This window comes from Rhizobium sp. SG_E_25_P2, assembly GCF_029892285.1.
Classification (GTDB): Bacteria; Pseudomonadota; Alphaproteobacteria; order Rhizobiales; family Rhizobiaceae; genus Rhizobium_E.
In genome coordinates this window covers 122,574-142,970 of the sequence record NZ_JARXVM010000009.1, presented here as the reverse complement: position 1 = coordinate 142,970, position 20,397 = coordinate 122,574, and the positions used below count along the sequence as shown (strand labels likewise).

Annotated in this window: 20 protein-coding genes; 13 read left to right on the top strand and 7 right to left on the bottom strand. The window is 60.9% G+C overall.

Going from position 1 to position 20,397, the window contains the following annotated elements:
* Position 1: 1 nt before the first annotated feature.
* Entirely contained in the window at positions 2–1,624 is a 1,623-nt protein-coding gene (locus M2360_RS14260) for an ABC-F family ATP-binding cassette domain-containing protein (RefSeq protein ID WP_280775860.1), read from the bottom strand.
* Between the two features lie 127 nt (positions 1,625–1,751).
* Between M2360_RS14260 and M2360_RS14255 the strand changes: the two genes are divergently transcribed.
* Positions 1,752–1,967, top strand: a complete 216-nt coding sequence (locus M2360_RS14255) for an antitoxin Xre/MbcA/ParS toxin-binding domain-containing protein (RefSeq protein ID WP_280775859.1) — start codon at positions 1,752–1,754, stop codon at positions 1,965–1,967.
* Between the two features lie 2 nt (positions 1,968–1,969).
* Here M2360_RS14255 and M2360_RS14250 read toward each other — a convergent pair whose 3' ends face one another.
* From M2360_RS14250 to M2360_RS14225, 6 genes are all read right to left on the bottom strand, one after another.
* Complete coding sequence (locus M2360_RS14250) at positions 1,970–3,037, bottom strand: ABC transporter ATP-binding protein (protein ID WP_280775858.1); 1,068 nt, start codon at positions 3,035–3,037, stop codon at positions 1,970–1,972.
* On the bottom strand, positions 3,034–3,861 hold the full coding sequence (locus M2360_RS14245; protein WP_280775857.1) for a carbohydrate ABC transporter permease: 828 nt from the start codon (positions 3,859–3,861) through the stop codon (positions 3,034–3,036). Before M2360_RS14245 ends, M2360_RS14250 begins: the two co-directional genes overlap by 4 nt.
* Positions 3,858–4,760, bottom strand: a complete 903-nt coding sequence (locus M2360_RS14240; protein WP_280775856.1) for a sugar ABC transporter permease — start codon at positions 4,758–4,760, stop codon at positions 3,858–3,860. Before M2360_RS14240 ends, M2360_RS14245 begins: the two co-directional genes overlap by 4 nt.
* A gap of 109 nt (positions 4,761–4,869) precedes the next feature.
* Positions 4,870–6,102, bottom strand: coding sequence for a sugar ABC transporter substrate-binding protein (locus tag M2360_RS14235; protein ID WP_280775855.1), 1,233 nt, complete (start codon positions 6,100–6,102; stop codon positions 4,870–4,872).
* 62 nt (positions 6,103–6,164) lie between these two features.
* Positions 6,165–7,067 carry a sugar phosphate isomerase/epimerase gene (locus M2360_RS14230; RefSeq protein WP_280775854.1) on the bottom strand — a complete coding sequence of 301 codons (903 nt, stop codon included), beginning with the start codon at positions 7,065–7,067 and terminating at the stop codon, positions 6,165–6,167.
* 4 nt (positions 7,068–7,071) lie between these two features.
* Complete coding sequence (locus M2360_RS14225; RefSeq protein ID WP_280775853.1) at positions 7,072–8,109, bottom strand: Gfo/Idh/MocA family oxidoreductase; 1,038 nt, start codon at positions 8,107–8,109, stop codon at positions 7,072–7,074.
* Between the two features lie 127 nt (positions 8,110–8,236).
* Here M2360_RS14225 and M2360_RS14220 point away from each other — a divergent pair, with 127 nt between their 5' ends.
* The 12 genes from M2360_RS14220 to M2360_RS14165 all read left to right on the top strand — a co-directional run bounded on the left by M2360_RS14220 (position 8,237) and on the right by M2360_RS14165 (position 20,391).
* Positions 8,237–9,253: a LacI family DNA-binding transcriptional regulator gene (locus M2360_RS14220; protein ID WP_280775852.1), complete on the top strand. Its 1,017-nt coding sequence runs from the start codon at positions 8,237–8,239 to the stop codon at positions 9,251–9,253.
* A 60-nt stretch (positions 9,254–9,313) separates the two neighbouring features.
* Positions 9,314–10,267, top strand: coding sequence for a sugar-binding transcriptional regulator (locus tag M2360_RS14215; RefSeq protein WP_280775851.1), 954 nt, complete (start codon positions 9,314–9,316; stop codon positions 10,265–10,267).
* Between the two features lie 214 nt (positions 10,268–10,481).
* Entirely contained in the window at positions 10,482–11,792 is a 1,311-nt protein-coding gene (locus M2360_RS14210; protein WP_280775850.1) for a sugar ABC transporter substrate-binding protein, read from the top strand.
* A gap of 133 nt (positions 11,793–11,925) precedes the next feature.
* Entirely contained in the window at positions 11,926–12,798 is an 873-nt protein-coding gene (locus tag M2360_RS14205) for a sugar ABC transporter permease (protein ID WP_280775849.1), read from the top strand.
* 10 nt (positions 12,799–12,808) lie between these two features.
* Positions 12,809–13,633: a carbohydrate ABC transporter permease gene (locus M2360_RS14200; RefSeq protein ID WP_280775847.1), complete on the top strand. Its 825-nt coding sequence runs from the start codon at positions 12,809–12,811 to the stop codon at positions 13,631–13,633.
* Between the two features lie 20 nt (positions 13,634–13,653).
* The gene (locus tag M2360_RS14195; RefSeq protein ID WP_280775846.1) at positions 13,654–14,655 is read left to right on the top strand and encodes an ABC transporter ATP-binding protein; all 1,002 of its coding nucleotides are present in this window, start codon (positions 13,654–13,656) and stop codon (positions 14,653–14,655) included.
* A complete protein-coding gene (locus M2360_RS14190; RefSeq protein WP_280775844.1) occupies positions 14,652–15,425 on the top strand; it encodes an L-iditol 2-dehydrogenase in 774 nt (257 codons plus the stop codon). The genes M2360_RS14195 and M2360_RS14190 overlap by 4 nt, the downstream gene beginning before the upstream one ends.
* Positions 15,426–15,456: 31 nt before the next feature.
* Positions 15,457–16,938 (top strand): mannitol dehydrogenase family protein, encoded by a 1,482-nt coding sequence (locus M2360_RS14185; RefSeq protein WP_280775843.1) that lies wholly within the window; start codon positions 15,457–15,459, stop codon positions 16,936–16,938.
* Positions 16,935–17,651, top strand: coding sequence for an HAD family hydrolase (locus tag M2360_RS14180; protein WP_280775841.1), 717 nt, complete (start codon positions 16,935–16,937; stop codon positions 17,649–17,651). The genes M2360_RS14185 and M2360_RS14180 overlap by 4 nt, the downstream gene beginning before the upstream one ends.
* Positions 17,644–19,221 carry an FGGY-family carbohydrate kinase gene (locus M2360_RS14175; protein WP_280775839.1) on the top strand — a complete coding sequence of 526 codons (1,578 nt, stop codon included), beginning with the start codon at positions 17,644–17,646 and terminating at the stop codon, positions 19,219–19,221. The genes M2360_RS14180 and M2360_RS14175 overlap by 8 nt, the downstream gene beginning before the upstream one ends.
* Positions 19,222–19,679: 458 nt before the next feature.
* The gene (locus tag M2360_RS14170) at positions 19,680–20,129 is read left to right on the top strand and encodes an NUDIX domain-containing protein (protein WP_280775838.1); all 450 of its coding nucleotides are present in this window, start codon (positions 19,680–19,682) and stop codon (positions 20,127–20,129) included.
* A gap of 85 nt (positions 20,130–20,214) precedes the next feature.
* Positions 20,215–20,391, top strand: a complete 177-nt coding sequence (locus tag M2360_RS14165; RefSeq protein WP_280775837.1) for a hypothetical protein — start codon at positions 20,215–20,217, stop codon at positions 20,389–20,391.
* Positions 20,392–20,397 lie beyond the last annotated feature (6 nt).

Genomic DNA, 20,397 nt, shown 5'->3' with positions numbered 1-20,397 from the left:
CTCAGCCGCGTAAGCCGGGCGCTTCCTGGCCGGTGCGGGCGACATATTCGGTGTAGCCGCCATCATAACGATGGACACCGTCGGGCGTCAGCTCCAGCACGCGGTTCGACAGCGCGCCGAGGAAATGCCGGTCATGGCTGACAAACAGCATCGTGCCCTCGTAATCGGCAAGCGCGCGGATCAGCATTTCCTTGGTGTCGAGATCAAGATGGTTGGTCGGCTCGTCGAGGACAAGCAGGTTTGGCGGGTCAAACAGCATATTGGCCATCACCAGACGCGCCTTTTCGCCGCCCGACAGCACACGGCAGCGCTTGTCGATGTCGTCGCCGGAGAAGCCGAAGCAGCCGGCAAGCGCCCTGAGCGGCGCCTGGCCCGCCTGCGGGAACGAGGATTCCAGCCATTCGAGAATAGTCGCTTCGCCATCGAGCAGATCCATCGCATGCTGGGCGAAATAGCCGAGCTTGACGCTCGCGCCGATCGCCACCGTGCCCTCGTCCGGCTCGGTCGTTCCGGTCACCAGTTTCAGAAGCGTGGATTTTCCGGCGCCGTTGACGCCCATGATGCACCAGCGCTCGCGCCGGCGCACGCTGAAATCGAGGCCTTCATAGATCGTCCGGCTGCCATATTTTTTGTGCACACCCTTGATGGCGATGACATCTTCGCCCGAACGCGGCGCGGGACGAAATTCGAAGGCCACGGACTGGCGGCGCTTGGGCGGCTCGACGCGGTCGATCTTTTCCAGTTTCTTCACCCGGCTTTGCACCTGCGAGGCATGGCTGGCGCGCGCCTTGAACCGTTCGATGAACTTGATTTCCTTGGCGAGCATGGCCTGCTGGCGTTCGAATTGCGCCTGCTGCTGCTTCTCGTTCTGGGCCCGCTGGCCTTCATAGAAGCCGTAATCGCCGGAATAGGAGGTCAGCGTGCCGCCATCGATCTCGATGATCTTGGTGACGATGCGGTTCATGAATTCGCGGTCATGCGAGGTCATGAGGAGCGCGCCGTCATAATTCTTGAGGAAGGATTCAAGCCAGATCAGGCTTTCGAGATCGAGATGGTTCGACGGTTCGTCGAGCAGCATCACATCGGGGCGCATCAGCAGGATGCGGGCCAGCGCCACGCGCATCTTCCATCCGCCAGAGAGCTTGGCGACGTCGCCATCCATCATTTCCTGGCTGAAGGACAGACCGGCCAGCACTTCGCGGGCGCGGCCATCCAGCGCATAGCCGTCCAATTCCTCAAAACGCGCCTGCACTTCGCCATAGCGCTCGATGATCTCGTCCATCCGGTCCATCTGGTCGGGATCGGACATCTGCGTCTCGAGTTCGTGCAGTTCGGCCGCCACGGTGCTGACAGGCCCTGCGCCATCCATCACCTCTGCCACCGCGCTGCGGCCCGCCATTTCGCCGACATCCTGGTCGAAATAGCCGATCGTCACCCCCTTATCGACCGACACCTGGCCTTCATCGGGCTCTTCCTGGCCGGTGATCATCCGAAACAGGGTGGATTTGCCTGCGCCATTGGGGCCGACAAGACCGATTTTTTCGCCCTTGTTGAGCGCGGCGGAGGCCTCGATGAACAGGATACGGTGGCTGAGCTGCTTGGATATGTTTTCGAGGCGGATCATGGCTTATCTGAACTGGTTGACGCGGGCGCTCTTATGGCATGCGAAAATCCATCTGTCGCAGATTTTCTGACCCTCCGCCCACCACTGATGGCATACTGGCAAAGAACAGCATCAAGGCGACGCGGTCATGACAAAAGAAGCTATGTCCTTCGGTGTGGAGGAGCGGGAAATCATAAGCCGCATCATCACGAGGTTCGGCAACGAGTCTGAAGCCTTGGATTGGTTCAACAGCACGCCGCTGCCGGGCCACGGAAGTGCAACCGCTCGCGATCTTGTTCGCGAGGGCCGGGCGCAGGAGGTCTTAGCCTATATCGACAGCGTCGACGCTGGCGTCCACGCCTGACATCACACCCGCCGCCCGGTCTCCGGATCAAACAGATGCACCAATCCCGGCTCGATCGTCAGCCGCAGGTTGTCGCCCGGCTGCACACGCTCCCTGCCCTGCTCCACCACGGTGATTTCACTCTGGCCGAAGCCGAGCACGATATAGGTCAGCGAGCCCGTGGATTCGATCAACGACACCGGCAGCGTGAAGCCGGCTTCCTCGCCATGCGCCACTTTCAGATGTTCGGGGCGAAGACCGACCAGCAGCTTGCGTGACGTCTCCACGCTTTGCGAGACCGAAATCTCCGGCGCGCCCGGCAAGTCGAGAACCACGCGCCCGCCGCCGGCGCCCGTCGCGGCCACGAAATTCATCGCCGGCGAGCCGATGAAACCGGCGACGAAGCGGTTGGCGGGCCGGTCATAGAGCTCCAGCGGCGCGCCCTGCTGCTCGATGACGCCATCCTTCATCACCACGACATGATCGGCCATGGTCATCGCTTCGATCTGGTCATGGGTGACATAGACGGATGTTGCGCCCAACCGGTCGTGCAGCGAGCGGATTTCCTTGCGCATGGAGACGCGCAGGGCCGCATCGAGATTGGACAGAGGCTCGTCGAACAGGAAAGCCTTGGGATTGCGGATCACCGCACGCCCCATGGCGACGCGCTGACGTTGGCCGCCAGAAAGCTGGCGAGGATAGCGTTCGAGAAGACCGGAAAGACCTGTGATCGCGGCGACGTCTGCGGCTTTGATCTTGGCGGCGGCCTTGTCCGTCCCACGCATACGCAGCGGATACATGAGGTTTTCCTCGACCGTCATATGCGGATAAAGCGCGTAGGACTGGAAGACCATGGCGATGTCGCGCTTGCGCGGCGGCGCATCGCGCATATCTTCGCCGGCGATGGTCATTCTGCCTTCGCTGATCTTTTCCAACCCCGCCAGAGACCGCAGCAGCGTGGATTTTCCGCAGCCGGACGGGCCGACCAGCGCGACAAAACTGCCCTTATCGATCGTAAGATTGATATTTTTCAACGCATGATAGGCGCCATAATGCTTGTTGACGCCTGTCAACTCGATTTGCGGAATCATTTGAGGGCTCCTGACGTGAGGCCGGACACGATGCGGCGCTGCAGAAGGACGAAAAGGGCGAGGATCGGCGTCACATACATGGTCGCGAAGGCCATGATATTGTTCCACTCATTGGTGTTTGGCCCCATAAAGGAATAGAGGCCCACGCTCGCCGGCTGGTATTCGATCGCCTGGATGATCGACTTGGAATAGACGAACTCGCCGAAAGCCTGCATGAAGATCAGGATGGCCGAAACGAGGATGCCGTTGCGGGCGAGCGGCAGCACGATGTAAAAGAAGGCGCCGATGCGGGAATTTCCGTCGACCATCGCCGCTTCCTCAAGCTCGATCGGCACGCTCATGAAAGTGGCGCGGACCAGAACGACGAAGAACGGCATGCTTTTCGCGGCAATCGCGATGATCACCGCGAGCCGGGGATAATCGAGCATGCCAAGCTGCGAATAACCGACGAAAATCGGCGTGATCATCAGCGAGGCCGGCAGCACCTGCAGCATCAGGATCAGGAAAAGCCCGATATCGATCCAGACATTGCGGTAGCGCGCCAGAACATAGGCGCAGCCGGCGCCGAGAATGGTGATCAGCACCACCGATCCAAACGCGATGAGCAGCGAATTCCAGAGGAAGCGCCCGACGCCCCTCGCCTCCCAGACAGCGCCATAGACGCCCCATTGCGGATCGGACGGCCAGAAGCTCGGCGGCGTGGCGAACATCGCAGAGCCCGTCTTCAGCGCAGTAATATACATCCAGTAAAGCGGAAAAAGGTAGATGGCCGCCAGGATCAACGCGATGACGAGCATCAGACGATTGCGAAATATCTCGCTCATCCCCGCACCTCCTGCCGCGTCGAGCGGACATAGATCACCGCCGCGATCATCACGAAGACGATCATGATCACAGACACGGTCGCGCCGCGGGCGAAATCATATTGCTTGAAGGACAAGTCCCAGGCCCAGTATTGCGCCACATTCGAGGAATTGTTGGGCCCGCCCGAGGTGATGCCGGCAAAGAGATCGAATTGCTGCAGGGTGAAGATGAGACCCAGCGAGATGATCGCGCCGATGGTCGAGCGCATCATCGGCAGGGTGATGGTGAAGAAGCGCTGGAAGACGCCGGCGCCATCGAGCTCGGCCGCCTCGTAGAGATCCTTCGGGATGCCGGACAGCCCGACGGACAACAGGATCATGTTGAAGGACGTGCCGAGCCAGATATTGGCCAGGATCACCGCCCAGAGCGAATAATGCGGATCTGAGCGCCAGAAGATATTGCTGGAAATGACGCCCAATTCGCGCAGGAAGTAATTCAATACGCCGAAATCGCCGGAGAGAAGCCAATTCCAGATTGCGCCAACGACGAGGCCGGGCATGACCCAGGAGACGAGAAACAGACCGCGCAGCCAGCTTGAGCCGGGAAAATCGTTCCAGAAGAACAGCGCCAGCCCGAAGCCGATCAGAAACTGGCCGGCGATCGAGGCGACGACGAAAACCGCCGTGTTGCGCAGGATCGGCCAGGTTTCCGGTTGGGAAAACAAAGCGATATAATTCTTGAAGCCGACAAACGGCCGGATGAACGTGCCGAGCGAGAACATGTCGACTTCCTGGAAGCTCATGAGCACATTGTAGATCAGCGGCAGGCCGGACATCACGAACAGGAAGCCGAGCGGCAACGCCACAAGGCCGATGTCGAAGCCGCGGCCGTCGGTCAGGCTGGTGAGGAATCTCTTCATGGAACCCCGCGAAAACTAGGCGTCCTCGGGGCCGCCCGCCTCGGTCAAGCAAGGCGGCCCCTTCGGGAGGAACGGGTGGCTTTCCCCCCGAGGAGGAAAGCGGATAATGTCAGCCGAGCACGGCCGAGATCTTCTCGGCGGCCTGATCGAGCGCGTCCTTGGGGCTCATCTGGCCGGTCAGGGCAGCCTGAATGGCGTCCTGGATTGCCTTGGAGATCTTCGGCCATGCCGGATGCGGCCCGCGCGGCTGGGCGTATTTCAGCTGCTCCAGGAAGACCTTGAGCGCTTCGTCCTTAAGCGGCTTGCCGGTCGCGGCAATGGTGATGTCGGAACGAGCCGGCAGCTGGCCGAATTTCGCAAACATCTTGTCATCCTGCGAGGCGAAATATTCCAACACCTTGAAGGCTTCATCCGGATGCTGGGTATTAGAGAAGATCGCCCAGTTGAAATCGCCCATGGCCGAGGAACGCGGAGCGCCCGCGTCCGGAACCGGCAGCAGCGCCACGCCCCAGTCAAACTTGGCTTCCTCCAGCATGCGGTCGAGCTCCCAGGGGCCGGAGATCGCCATGGCGGCATTGCCCGAATTGAAGGTGCCGGTGGAATCCCACTGACCGCGCGTCAAGCTGTCGGGAGACGCCAGCTTTTCGTCCATGATGGTCTTCCAGGTTTCCAACGCCTTCACTGCGCCCGGCGCGTTGATCTGCTGGTAACCGCCGCCCCCCATCTGCGCCCAGGGCAGGAACTGGAAAGTCCCCTCCTCGCTCGCCTTGGCCGAGAAAGCCAGGCCGTAGACATTGTTGGCCGGGTCGGTCAGCTTGCGGGCGTCCGCCACCAACTCGTCCCAAGTCTGCGGCGGCTTGTTGGGATCGAGTCCCTTCGCCTTGAACATATCCTTGTTGTAGTAGAGCGCGATCGTGTTGGTCGCCTTGGGAACGCCGAAATATTTGCCGTCCCACATCACCGACTTCAGCGGGCCGGGATAATAATTCTCGGGCTTGATCACCGTGGATTTGGCGATCCGGTCGGTCAGGTCGAGAAAAGCGCCGCGCGACGAAAACATCGCATGTTCCGGATTGTCGACCGCGATGATGTCGGGCGCCTGGCCGGTGGAATAAGCGCGCATGGCCTCGCTCACCACATCGTCGAACTGGATCTGGCGGTACTCCACCGTGATGCCGTTCTTGAGATCGTTGAAGTCCTTGACAAGGTTCGGCGCTGGTTGGATGTCGCGGTCGAGCGACCAGACGGTGATCTTCACGTCTTCGGCATGCGCCGAAAGGCCGAGCACTGACACTGATGCGAGCGCCAGCGCGCCCGCCATGAGAAATTTCCTGATACCCATGTTCTCCTCCATTCAGGTTCAGAGTGATCCGGACGGCTTTCCTCCTCGCCGCCCGGGCATTCTCATTGCGGGTCGATGACGAAGTCGCCGCCCCTGCAATTCTTCAAGTAATTCAGCCCGTGGACCTGGCCGGTCATCTCCAGCGCGTCGCGGTAGACCGGATCGTGCCAGCCTTCGATGTCGATCGAACCGGACCAGCCGGCCAGGCGAAGCTCCGAAATCACATCCGTCCAGTTGGTGTCGCCGAAGCCCGGCGTGCGCATGAAGACGAATTTCTCCTTGCCGAAAATGCCGTGCTCGCGGATCACGTCCCAGCGAATGGTGGCGTCCTTGCCATGCACGTGAAAAATCTTGGCGGCCCATTTGCGGATCTGCGGCAGCGGATCGATCAGATAGACCATCTGATGGCAGGGCTCCCATTCCAGTCCGAGATTGTCATCCGGCGTTTCGTTGAACATCAGCTCCCAGGCGTCGGGATTATGGGCGATGTTCCAGTCGCCGGTCTGCCAATTGCCATCCATGGCGCAATTCTCGAACGCGATTTTGACGCCCTTGTCGGCGGCGCGCTTGGCGAGTTCGCTCCAGATTTCCTTGTAGCGGGGAAGACTGTCGGTCAGCGGCGTGTTGCGGATGCGGCCGGTGAAGCCCGCGACACAGGTGGCGCCGAAATGATGGGCGTTGTCGATGCAGTCCTTCCAGCCCTCAAGCGTGATCTGGTCGATCTCGGTGGTTTCGAGCGGATTGCCGAACATGCCGAGCGTGGAAATGGTGATATCGCGGTCGCCGATGGCGTCCTTGCATCGCTTGCCGAGTTCGGCGAGATCCTGGCCATTGGTGGTCTGCCAGAAGAAGGGTTCGAAGCTTTCGAAGCCCATATCGGCGATCTGGCCGATGCGCTCGGCCGCCTTGCCGCCGCTGGCGCTGACCATGGTGCCGACGCGGATCGATTTTGCCGGGTTGCTCATCCTGCTACTCCTTGGAAATGACGACGCGCTTGCCGCGCCTGGCGCTTTCGATGGCGGCGAACACCATGGAAAGGCTCTTGATATTGTCTTCGCCTGATGTTTCCGGCGGCGTTCCGGTCTCGATCGCCCGGATAAAGGCGGAGATAACGCTGGCGTGCCCCTCGGTCTCCGAGAGATCGGGGGCGGGGGCGACGGAGATCCCTTCCTGATCGCGCAGGAACCCCTCGTCCGCAGCCACGCGATGGGCGGAAAACTCATCCAGCCCGTCCCAGAGCAGCGTCCCCTTCTCACCGGTGATCCGCCACTGGCTTTCCCAACTTGTGTTGGCGCCTTCGGCGCACCAGGAGCCGCGATAGGTGAAGGTCACGTCGTCGCTCATCTCAAAGATGGCAAAAGCCGAAGCGCCATGCGCATACCAGGAGCCATTGGGATTGGTCTCATGGCAATAGACGGCCTTCGGCGTCTTGCCGGAGACGAAGCGGGCGGCGTCGAAGGTATGGATCGCCATATCGAGCAGCAGGACATTGTCCATCTTGTCGCGAAAACCGCCGAAATGCGCGCCGATGAAAAAGTCGCAATGGACACCGGTGATCGCGCCGATCGCGCCGGACTCGACAAAGGCCTTCATCCGCCTGACGCCCGCAATATAGCGCCGGTTCTGCACGACGGCGTGGGTGAGGCCCTTCTTGCGGGCCTTTCGAACAAGGCTTTCCGCGTCCTTGATCGAGGTCGCCATTGGCTTTTCCGACAGCACGTGGCAGCCATGGGCAAGGCCTGTTTTGACCACATCCTTGCGCGCCGGCGGCACCACCACGTCAAACAGCAGATCGGCAGCCGTTTCGGACAGGACTGCGTCCAGATCCGAGCCGATCACCACGTCAGTCAACCCGAATTCTTCAGCCAGACTGCGGGCCACGCCCTCATCGAGATCGACCAGTCCAGCAATGGCGATCTTATCCTTGAGATCCTCATGTTCGGCGATCGCACGAAGCCAACCTTTGGCCATAGCTCCGCACCCGCACAAAACGGCTGTGTATGTCACTGATTTCCTCCACCGACGGAAGCGAAACTCCTCTTTCGCATTCCGTAAACGTTTACGATACTATTTACAGCAATGGAAATTTGTCAATAGGATTTCCGTAAACGATCACGGAGCGCATCGAGACCGCATGACAGGCATTCGCCAACTCGCCGACCATCTGAAGATTTCGATCGGCACCGTCTCTCGCGCCCTGAACGGCAAGCCGGATGTCAATCCGGACACGCGAAAGCGCGTGCTCGAGGCCGCCGAGAAACTGGGCTACGTGGCCAATCAATCCGGCCGGGCGCTCAGGAAGGGTGAGACGGGCGTCATCGGCTTCATGATGCAGACCGGGCCAGAGATCACCGGCCGCGGCGACACGTTTTTCATGAGCGTGTTCGACGGCGTCCAGACCGTGCTCGCCCGTCATAATCTCGATATGGTGGCGATGCTGTGCTCGTCGGAGGAAGATCCGGACGAATATCTGAAGCGCATGGTGGCGCGTGGTTTCGCCGATGGCGTGATCCTCTCCGCCACCCGCCGGCACGAGGCGCGTTTCGAGTATCTCGCCCATCGCAACATTCCCTTCATCACGCTCGGCCGAAGCCTGACGGATGTCGACCAGCCCTGGATCGATCTCGATTTTGAGAGCATGGCGGAACGGTCGGTACGGCGCATGGTCGAACGCGGCAAACGAGATCTCGCTTTCGTCTGGCCGCATGGCGATCTCAATCTCGGCTATGTCTATGTCGAGCGCTGCCGCGCCGTGCTTGCCGAATACGGCCTCGATCTGCCCGACGCGCGGATATTTCACGCCGCCGCCAGCGAAAAAGGCGGCTATGACGTGGCGAGCCAGATCCTCAAGGCGGAAAAGCGCCCTGATGGCGTGCTGCTGGTGAGCGAGTCCATCGCGCTCGGCCTCTATCGGGGCCTCGCGGAAGTCGGCCTTTACCCCGGCCGCGACATTGCGGTCATCGGCATGCGCAGCCCGCAGGCTGAGTTCCTGGCCCCGAGCCTGACCTATTTCGATCTGTCGCTGCGCGATCTCGGCGCTGCTCTTGCCGAAAGCCTGCTAGCCGCCATGCCCGCCTATCGCGAGCACTATCCGGATGCGCCCCGGCGCCAACTCTGGCCGATGAGCTTCGTCGAAGGCGAAAGCGGCTGAAGATGTTTGACAGGCCGCGCGAAACTTGGCAGCACAGACGGGACGATAGACGAGGGTAAAATGGCCAAACGACCGGACAGTCAGGGACGTCTTGACGAAGCGGCGCGCGCCGGCTGGCTCTATTACGTCGCAGGTCGCACGCAGGACGAAATCGCCGCGATCATGAGCATTTCGCGTCAGAGCGCACAACGCCTGATTTCATTGTCGGTGGCGGAGAAGCTGGTCAAAGTTCGTCTCGATCATCCCATCGCCGCCTGTCTCGAACTGGCCGAAGCCATCAAGGATCGCTATGGGCTGAAGCAGGTCGAGGTGGTTCCCAGCGATCCGAATGCGGGAAACACACCACTCGGCGTCGCCGAAGCCGGCGCCGCCGAGCTCGAACGCTGGCTCAAACGCAGCGAACCCCTCGTGATCGCCATGGGCACAGGCCGCACGCTGCGCGCCGTCATCGACCAACTGTCGCCGATGGACTGCCCGCAACATAAGATTGTATCACTCACCGGCAATATCAGCCCGGACGGATCGGCCGCTTATTTCAACGTCATCTTCTCTATGGCCGACGCGGTGAAGGCGCCGCATTTCCCGATGCCGCTGCCGGTCATCGTCTCCTCGCGGGATGAACGCGACCTGATGCATAGCCAGCCGCTGATGGCCACCACCATCGATCTCGGCAAGCATTCCGACGTCACCTTTGTCGGCATCGGAGACATGGCGCTGAACGCGCCGCTGCTCGTCGATGGCTTCCTGAAGCAGGCGGAGATGGAAAACTTGCTTGCCGCCGGCGCGGTGGGCGAGATCTGCGGCTGGATCTTCGGGCCGGACGGCGCTCTTCTCGACCATCCGGTCAACGACCGCGTCGCGAGCCTGCCGATCCCCTCCCGCGAGGACTCGACGGTCATCGGTCTGGGGCGCGGCGCCCGCAAGCACAAGGCGATCAAAGCCGCCGTTCTGGGCGGCAAGATCAACGGATTGATCACCGACGAAGACGCCGCGCGGATGCTGCTCGCCAACTGATCGGCGCTTCCCCTTCCCTCCCCGTGCCATGTGTCCGCCCCCGCTCTTGTCAGGGGCGGCTTATGAGCCGTTATTTTTATTTCAATTTTTTCAATAGTTTGCAGCGCCGTTTCGGCGCTGCAAAAAAGATTCCCTATTGACAGTTTTCAGAGTGAAGTGAATATCTGCCCATGAGCATGGCATTTGCTCAAGTTTCTCTTCTGGGAGGAAGACCATGAACCTGAAAACTTTTCTGCTGGGCGCGAGCTCGGCCCTGGCGATGTTTGGCCTCGCGAACGCCGAGACGCTGACGATCGCCACCGTCAACAATGGCGACATGATCCGCATGCAGAAGCTGACGGACGATTTCACCAAGAAGAACCCGGGCATTGAGCTGAACTGGGTGACGCTCGAAGAAAACGTTCTGCGCGAACGCGTGACCACCGATGTCGCCACCAAGGGCGGCCAGTATGACGTGATGACCATCGGCACCTATGAAGCCCCGATCTGGGCCAAGCAGGGCTGGCTGGTCGCGCTCGACAATCTCGGCGCCGACTATGATGTCGACGACCTCCTGCCCGCTATCCGCGGCGGCCTGACGATGGACGGCAAACTTTACGCTGCGCCTTTCTACGGCGAGAGCTCGATGGTCATGTACCGCAAGGACCTGATGGAAAAGGCCGGGCTGACGATGCCTGACGCCCCCACCTGGGACTTCATCGCCGACGCCGCCCGGAAGATGACCGATCGCGCCACCGGCGTGAACGGCGTCTGCCTGCGCGGCAAAGCCGGCTGGGGCGAGAACATGGCCTTCCTGACCGCCATGTCCAACTCCTTCGGCGCCCGCTGGTTCGACGAAAGCTGGAAACCGCAGTTCGACCAGCCGGAATGGAAGAACACGCTTGAATTCTACGTGAAGCTGATGAACGACGCCGGCCCGCAGGGCGCGTCCTCCAACGGCTTCAACGAGAACCTGGCGCTGTTCCAGCAGGGCAAATGCGGCATGTGGATCGACGCCACTGTCGCCGCTTCCTTCGTGTCCAACCCCAAGGATTCCACGGTCGCCGACAAGGTCGGCTATGCGCTGGCTCCGGACAACGGTCTCGGCAAGCGCGGCAACTGGCTCTGGGCCTGGAATCTCGCAATCCCCGCAGGCTCGCAGAAGGTGGAAGCAGCTGAAAAGTTCATCGCCTGGGCGACCGGGAAGGACTATCTGAAGATGGTGGCGGACAAGGAAGGCTGGGCCAACGTTCCTCCGGGCACGCGCACCTCGCTCTATGAAAACGCCGAATACCAGAAGGCGGCGCCGTTCGCGAAGATGACCCTCGACTCCATCAACGCGGCCGATCCGACCAAGCCGACCGTCAAGCCGGTTCCCTATGTCGGGGTCCAGTTCGTGGCGATCCCTGAATTCCAGGGCCTCGGCACTACTGTCGGCCAGCTCTTCTCGGCAGCGCTCGCGGGCCAGATGAGCGTCGACGATGCGCTCGCTCAGGCGCAGCAGGTGTCTGAACGCGAAATGACCCGCGCCGGCTATATCAAGTAATCCACAGGCTCCCAGGCCTGACCTTGCTGCCCGGCCCCTCCGGGCAGCCTTTTTCCAAGAACAATTCCGCGCCCAAGCGCGACATCTATTGTCTCGACAATTTCACCATTCGGGCTACGCAGGGGAGGAAACGATGGCGACGCAACAGACGAGGACGCTCGCGCGCGCAATGATAGCGCCGTCCGTGGGGCTACTGTTGATCTGGATGATCGTGCCGCTGGCGATGACGCTGTGGTTCTCCTTCCAGAACTATAACCTGCTCAATCCGGCCAATGTCGGGTTCACCGGCCTGTTCAACTATCGCTTCTTCTATACCGACCCGGCCTTCTTCCAGTCGATCTACAACACATTGGTGCTGGTCGGCGGCGTGCTGCTGATCACCGTCATCGGCGGCGTTCTCATCGCCCTGCTGCTGGATCAGGAAATCTGGGGCCAGGGTCTCGTGCGCATCATGGTCATTTCGCCCTTCTTCGTCATGCCGCCGGTGGCCGCGCTGGTGTGGAAGAACATGATCATGCATCCGGGCTACGGCGTGCTGGCGGATATCAACCGTTCGCTCGGTTTCCAGCCGGTAGACTGGTTTGCGCAATATCCGTTGTTCTCGATCATCATCATCGTCGCCTGGCAGTGGCTGCCGTTTTCGACGCTTATTCTCCTGACCGCGCTGCAGTCGCTCGACGGCGAGCAGAAGGAAGCCGCCGAAATGGACGGCGCCGGCGTCTGGAGCCGCTTCATCTATCTGGTCGTGCCGCATCTTTCCCGCGCCATCACGGTGGTCATTCTCATCCAGACGATCTTCCTGCTCGGCGTCTACGCGGAAATCCTCGTCACCACCAATGGCGGACCCGGCTACGCCTCCACCAATATCGCCTTCCTGATCTACCGCACCGCGCTGCTGGGCTATGACGTGGGCGGGGCCTCCGCCGGCGGCATCATCGCCGTCATCCTCGCCAATATCGTCGCCTTCTTCCTGATGCGCGCCGTCGGCAAGAACCTGGACAAGTAAGGAGAGACCCATGGCCCGCGCCGTTTCCACCCGCCGCAAAGCCGTCTTCACCCTCGCCGCCTGGTCGGTGGCGCTCGTGATCTTCTTTCCGATCCTCTACACGCTGATCACCTCGATCAAGACCGAGACCGAGGCGATCCAGGGCTTCAGCCTCGTCCCCTCCTTCACTCTCGAAAACTATGTCGAGGTCCAGACGCAGCGGGATTATTTCAAGCCGTTCATGAATTCGGTGATCCTGTCGGTCGGCTCGACGATTCTGGCGCTGCTGATTGCGGTTCCCGCCGCATGGTCGATGGCCTTTGCCCCGACCAGCAGGACCAAGGACATCCTGATGTGGATGCTGTCCACCAAGATGATGCCGGCGGTCGCCGTGCTGGTGCCGATCTATCTGCTCTTCCGCGATTTCGGTCTGCTCGACAGCCGCATCGGCCTGACGATCATGTTGATGTTGATCAACCTGCCGATCGTCGTCTGGATGCTCTACACCTATTTCAGGGAAATTCCGGGCGAGATCCTCGAAGCCGCCCGCATGGATGGCGCAACCCTCTGGGGCGAGATCGTGCATGTGCTGACGCCGATGGCGGTCCCCGGCATCGCCTCCACCATGCTGCTCAACATTATCCTGGCCTGGAACGAAAGCTTCTGGTCGATCCGGCTGACCACCACCAATGCCGCGCCGCTCACCGCTTTCATCGCCTCCTTCTCGAGCCCGCAAGGCCTGTTCTGGGCGAAGCTCTCGGCGGCCTCCACGCTCGCCATCGCCCCCATCCTGATCATGGGATGGTTCTCGCAGAAACAATTGGTGCGCGGCCTGACCTTCGGCGCGGTGAAATAACAAATTAGGGGAGAACAGTGATGGGCACGATCCAACTCAAGAAGGTCAACAAGTCGTTCGGCGCGACCACGGTCATTCCGAGCATCGACCTCTCCATCGAAAACGGTGAATTCGTCGTTTTCGTCGGCCCCTCCGGCTGCGGCAAGTCCACGCTTCTGCGGCTGATCGCCGGCCTTGAAGACACGACATCGGGCCATATCGAGATCGACGGCCAGGATGTGACGAAGACGCCACCCGCCAAGCGCGGTCTCGCCATGGTGTTTCAGTCCTATGCGCTCTATCCGCATATGAGCGTGTACAAGAACATCGCCTTCCCGCTGAAAATGGCGGGCATGACGCCTGACGCCATAGACAAAAAGGTCAAGGACGCCGCGCGCATTCTCAATCTCACCGATTATCTCGAACGTCGGCCCGGTCAGCTCTCCGGCGGCCAGCGCCAACGCGTCGCGATCGGTCGCGCTATCGTGCGCGAACCCTCGGCCTTCCTGTTCGACGAACCCTTGTCCAACCTGGATGCGGCGCTGCGCGGTTCCATGCGGCTGGAGATTTCCGAGTTGCACCAGCAGCTTGGGGCCACGATGATCTATGTGACGCATGACCAGGTCGAGGCGATGACCATGGCCGACAAGATCGTCGTGCTGCAGGCCGGCAACATCGAGCAGGTCGGATCACCGATGGAGCTCTACAACCGGCCCGACAATCTGTTCGTGGCGGGCTTCATCGGCTCGCCGCACATGAATTTCGTCAGCGGCGAAGCGGCAGGGCCGCATGGCGCTCATACGATCGGCGTCCGGCCTGAACATGTCAGGCTCTCGACCACGGAAGGCCTGTGGAAGGGCAAGGTCGGAGTCACAGAGCATCTCGGCTCCGACACCTTCCTGCATATCCATACCGAACAGGCAGGCAACCTGACGGTGCGCGCCGATGGCGACACCGCGTTTCGTCATGGACATGACGTGTATCTGACACCGGACGAGCGCCGGATCCACCGCTTCAATGACAAGGGAATGGCAATCCGATGAAAAGACTGGATGGAAAATCAGCCCTGATCACCGGCTCCGCGCGCGGGATTGGCCGCGCTTTCGCAGAGGCCTATATCCGCGAAGGCGCAACCGTCGCCATCGCCGACATCAATCTCGAGCGCGCTGAGCAGACCGCCTCCGAGCTGGGCGCCGCCGCTTACGCCATCCGCATGGACGTAACCGATCAGGCTTCGATCGATGCGGCAATGACAGCGGTTGAAGACAAGACAGGCGGCCTCGACATCCTGATCAACAATGCAGCGCTGTTCGATCTCGCGCCCATCGTGGAAATCAGCCGTCAGAGCTACGACACGTTGTTCTCCATCAATGTGGCAGGCTCGCTCTTCACTCTACAAGCGGCGGCGAAATCGATGATCAAGCGCGGCAAAGGCGGCAAGATCATCAATATGGCGAGCCAGGCCGGTCGTCGCGGCGAGGCTTTGGTCGCGGTCTATTGCGCCACCAAGGCCGCAATCATCTCGCTCACCCAGTCCGCAGGTCTCGATCTCATCAAATACGGCATCAACGTCAACGCCATCGCGCCGGGCGTGGTTGACGGCGAACATTGGGACGGCGTCGACGCGCTGTTCGCCAAGCATGAGAACCGCCCACGCGGCGAAAAGAAAAAACTCGTTGGCGAGGCCGTGCCCTTCGGGCGCATGGGGCGCGCCGAGGATCTGACCGGCATGGCGGTGTTTCTGGCCTCCTCCGAGGCCGATTACATCGTCGCCCAAACCTATAATGTCGATGGCGGCAACTGGATGAGCTGAGGCTCCCAGACCCCAGGATCGGAGACTGCCCATGACCAAACTCTCGCTCGCCAATCTCGACGCGCTATCGGCCCAGGCCGGCGTTCCCCGCTATCGCCGCGACGATCTCTCGGCTGGCATCGTGCATTTCGGCGTGGGCAACTTCCATCGCGCCCATATGGCCGTCTATCTCCATGAGCTGATGAACGAGGGCAAGGCGCTCGACTTCGCCATTATCGGGGCCGGCGTCATGGCCTCCGACGCCAAGATGAAGGCGACGCTTCAGGCGCAGGATTATCTAACGACGGTCGTCGAGCAGGACGTCAATCGTTCCGCCGCCACCATCACCGGCCCGATGATCGACATTATTACCGCCCCCGACTTCGCCCGCATCATCGACACGCTTGCCGATCCCAAGATCCGCATCGTTTCAATGACCATCACCGAAGGCGGCTATTTCATCGACCCCGCCACCGGCAAGTTCGACCCGAAGCACCCGGCAATCGTCGCCGACGCCGCCGATCCAGACCATCCCAAAACCGTGTTCGGCCTGATCATCGCCGGGCTCAAGGCGCGCCGCGCCAAGAACATTCCGCCCTTCACGGTCATGTGCTGCGACAATATTCCGGGCAATGGCGAGGTGACTGAGGCGACCGTCACCGGCCTCGCCAAGCTGTCCAATCCGGATTTCGCTCACTGGATCCATGAGAACGTCGCCTTCCCCAATTCCATGGTCGACCGCATTACGCCGGCGACCGGACAGCGGGAAATCGACATCGCCCGCGACGCCTATAGAATCGAGGACGGCTGGCCAGTGTTCTGCGAAGAGTTCAAGCAATGGGTGATGGAAGATAATTTCCCGCTCGGACGCCCCGCTTTCGAGGATGTCGGAGCGACTTTCGTGCCCGATGTCGCCCCCTACGAGCTGATGAAATTGCGCATCCTCAATGGCGGCCATGCGGCGATCGCCTATCCCGCCGCGCTCATGGACATTCATTTCGTCCACGAGGCGATGGAGAACGAACTGATCCGCGCCTTTCTCGCCAAGCTGGAGCATGACGAGATCATTCCCGTCGTCCCGCCGGTGCCGAACACCAGCCTCAGCGATTATTTCGACCTGATCGAGCGCCGTTTCGCCAATCCCAAGATCGGCGACACCATTCCCCGTCTCGCCCAGGACGGCTCCAATCGCCAGCCGAAATTCATCCTGCCATCCACCAGTGATCGCCTCACCAAGGGCCTTGACGTCGTCGGTCTGGCGCTCGTGTCCGCGCTGTGGTGCAGATATTTCGAAGGCCTGTCGGACAGCGGCAAGGCCATCGTGTTCAACGATGCGAGCGCCGACAGATTGCAGGCTGCCGCGCTCGCTTCGCGCCAAGATCCGAAAGCCTTTCTTGCGCTCGGCGATATTTTCGGCGATGTGGGTGTAAACCCGCAATTCGTCGCCCGCTTCGGCACGGCGCTCGCAAGTCTGCGGGACAGAGGCACGGCGGCGACTTTGACCGCCTATCTTGACGGGACGCTTGGCGGGTGACGACACACGAAAACGGCGGCGATTGGCTTGTGATCTTTGATTGCGACGGAGTTCTCGTCGACAGCGAGCCAATCGCGCTGGATGTTCTTCGTGACATGCTGGCCGAAGAAGGCGTCACTCTGGATGCCGATTCGATCTCGGATCGTTTCCTCGGACGCAGCCTGTCGTCCATGACCGCCCTCATCCGGCAGGAATTCGGCGTCGCGTTGCCGGAGGATTTTCCGGACCGCATGCGCAAGCGTCTATTCGTGCGTTTCGAGGAGGAATTGCAGCCGATTTCAAATATGGCCGAGACGCTCGACGCGCTTGCCTCAGCAGGCTTCTTCTATTGCGTCGCCTCCTCCAGCCAACCCGAGCGCATAGCCAAGAGCCTCGATGTGACGGGGCTTTTCAGTCGTTTCTCGCCGCGCATTTTCAGCGCCACTATGGTGGCGCGCGGCAAACCCGCGCCGGATCTCTTTCTCCATGCCGCGACCCGGCTGGGCTTTCCGCCCGAGCGCAGCATCGTGATCGAGGATAGCCCGGCTGGCGTTCAGGCCGCACGCGCGGCTGGCATGACCGTATTCGCCTTTTCCGGCGGATCGCATGCGAGCAGTGAAAACTATCACGCCGCCATCAAGGCTCTCAAACCCGATCAACAATTTGACGCGATGGGTGATTTGCTGCACCTTGCCGAACGGGCGAGGAGATCGAAAGACGGCATTGATGGGTGAACATGTCATCGCGGTGGATGTCGGCACCGGCAGCGCGCGCGCCGGCGTTTTCGATCTCAGCGGACGGCAGTTGGCGCGGGCGGTGACGCCCATCGGGCTCAATCGACCGCAGCCGCTTCAATATGAGCAGGATAGCGAGGAGATCTGGGCCGCCGTCTGCAGATCCGTGCGAGAGGCGCGGCAGGCCGCCGGTCTTTCCCCCGATGACATCGCCGCGATCGGTTTCGACGCCACCTGTTCACTGGTGACGAGAGATAAAGACGGCGCGCCGATCTCGATCTCCGCCTCGGAAAGCGGATCCTTCGACACCATGCTCTGGATGGATCACCGCGCCCGCAACGAAGCGGCGGAGTGCTCGCTTGCGGACGACCCTGTCGTCAGCCGTTTTGGCGGTCGGCTTTCGCCGGAAATGCAGGCGCCGAAACTTCTTTGGCTCAAACGACATCTGCCGGAGACATGGGCGAAAACAGGCCAGATCTTCGATCTCTGCGATTATCTCACCTGGCGAGCCACCGGCTCCCCTGCGCGTTCGCATTCGTCGCTCGCCTCGAAATGGGGCTATGAGCCCATAGCGCCCGGCGCACGCCCCGACGATTTCTATCGCCGCATCGGGCTGTCCGACCTGGCGGCAAGATCTGGAATTCCCGAGATGTCGACGCCGTTGGGCGCGGCCATCGGATCACTGAGCGGGAGCGCGGCAGACGCTCTCGGGCTCACACGACGCTGCCTCGTCGCCCCCGGCCTGATCGACGCCTATGCGGGCGCGATCGGCGTCTTCGCCTCCGTTGGCGGCGCGGATTTCCACCGGAAGGCCGCGCTCATTGCCGGCACGTCGAGTTGCGTCATCCGCTTCGATGAGAATGCTCGGACCAAAGCCGGATGTTGGGGTGGTTTTCGCGATGTCGCCTTGCCGGATCTCTGGCTGATGGAAGCTGGCCAATCCGCGTCCGGCGCGCTGCTCGATCATCTGATCCGCCTGCATCCCGCTGGTCGAGGCGCATCGCCGCCGTCACCTCTGGCGTTGCTGGATGCGATCTCGGAGAGGCTTGCAGCGGCAGGCCCGGCATATGGCGCTCCCTTGACCGTGCTGCCTGATTTTCATGGCGCGCGCTCTCCCGTCACCGACCCGGAATTGACCGGAACTCTGGCGGGGCTGACGTTGGACGAGAGTTTCGATGGTCTCTGCAAATTGTTCTGGCGCGCTTGTGTCGGTCTGGCCTGCTCTATCCGCGACAGTCTTACCAATATGCCCGGAAGCGACGAGGTCAACACGCTGTTGATGGCGGGTGGATTTGTGAGCCATCCGCTCATTCCCACGCTTTACGCCAATGTCACGGGTAAATCAGTGGTGACCGAGGCAAACAGAGATTCGGTTCTTTTTGGTTGCGCTATGCATGCTATGCGTGCAGCAGAACTGGCGCCAGATTTCGCCAACCAACCGGCGCCTTATGATCGTGGAAGACAGGTCATCACTCCCAATTCGGAGACCTCCCGTCTCCACGAACGCGACTATTCCGCCTATCTGGCCATGAAACGGCATCGCGCCGAATTGAATGCGATCTACGGCTGAGAACTTCTGCGCCCGTCAACTTCGGGAAATTGCGTCTTGTGAAAACACGCCAGTTCTGCAGACGTTTCCGGGTTTGATCATGGCGCCAATTGGATCGCGTGCTATCGGTTGCGAAAGCGATTAATGCATCTTGCGATTCCTGAAAGACGCGATAGATTATCCATTATCTACTTCTTAACCATCTCGCCACTGTCCACAATTCGCGCCGGCGCTTGAAAACGGCGAAAGCGAGACTGTGCGGAGGCGATAGCGGCCGCCCGTGCGTGAAGCGCGGAGGAGCGGGCGGCCGCACCAACTTTCACTTTTCAAACAGATTTGATGAGGCAGGCGGACGGCGCAAAATAACGGGCGCGGCCATTCTGATCGCGCATGAATGGCAGAATTCTGTTGCGAGACCCGGCGTCGAACCGCTAAGCTCTAAATGTCTAATTGGATAGACATATAGCGCAAGGATCCGAGTGCAAAGCTACCTCTCCACCCTCACCGCTTGGACACGCGATATCCGCGCCGGCAGGCTTGTCGAACAAGCGGCCGCGCTGTGCTTGCGCGCCGATGCCCGGGGCAGGACTGAAATCCTGTTGGTGACGAGTCGCGACACCAAACGTTGGGTTCTGCCGAAAGGCGCGGTGGAGAAGAAAGAGAGCAGCGGCCAGGCCGCAGCGCGGGAAGCCTTTGAGGAAGCCGGCGTAGCCGGCGCCGTGCAGAAAAAGCCGTTTGGTCGCTATATCTATGTCAAGCAGAAGGAGGGCGTGGTGTGTCTCGTGACCGTCCACCGCATCGTCGTTGAGAAATGCGTGGATATGTTTTCCGAGAGCGGACTGCGCATTGCCGAATGGGTGCCGATCCTGGAAGCCGCCCGGCGTGTGGATGAGCCGGAACTGAAAAGCCTCATCGCTTCGCTGGCCTGAAGAACGGGAGTTCCGTTCATTTAGGAACACCCGTCGTTTCCAATCGTTCTGTTTTTATAGCTGAACCGAGACGGAAGGAGCGACGATGCCCACCAGCGAACAAATCGAAAAGGCGCAGCAAAAAGCGCATGAGCAGGTTGACCGCACCAGCGGCGGCGGCCAGATCGGCGGAACCTATGCCGGTCAGCAGCCGGATGCCGCCACGACCTCGACGGTCAAAGGCAAAGGCGACCGCACCGACAAGAACCAGGACGGCCACTGAGCAGTC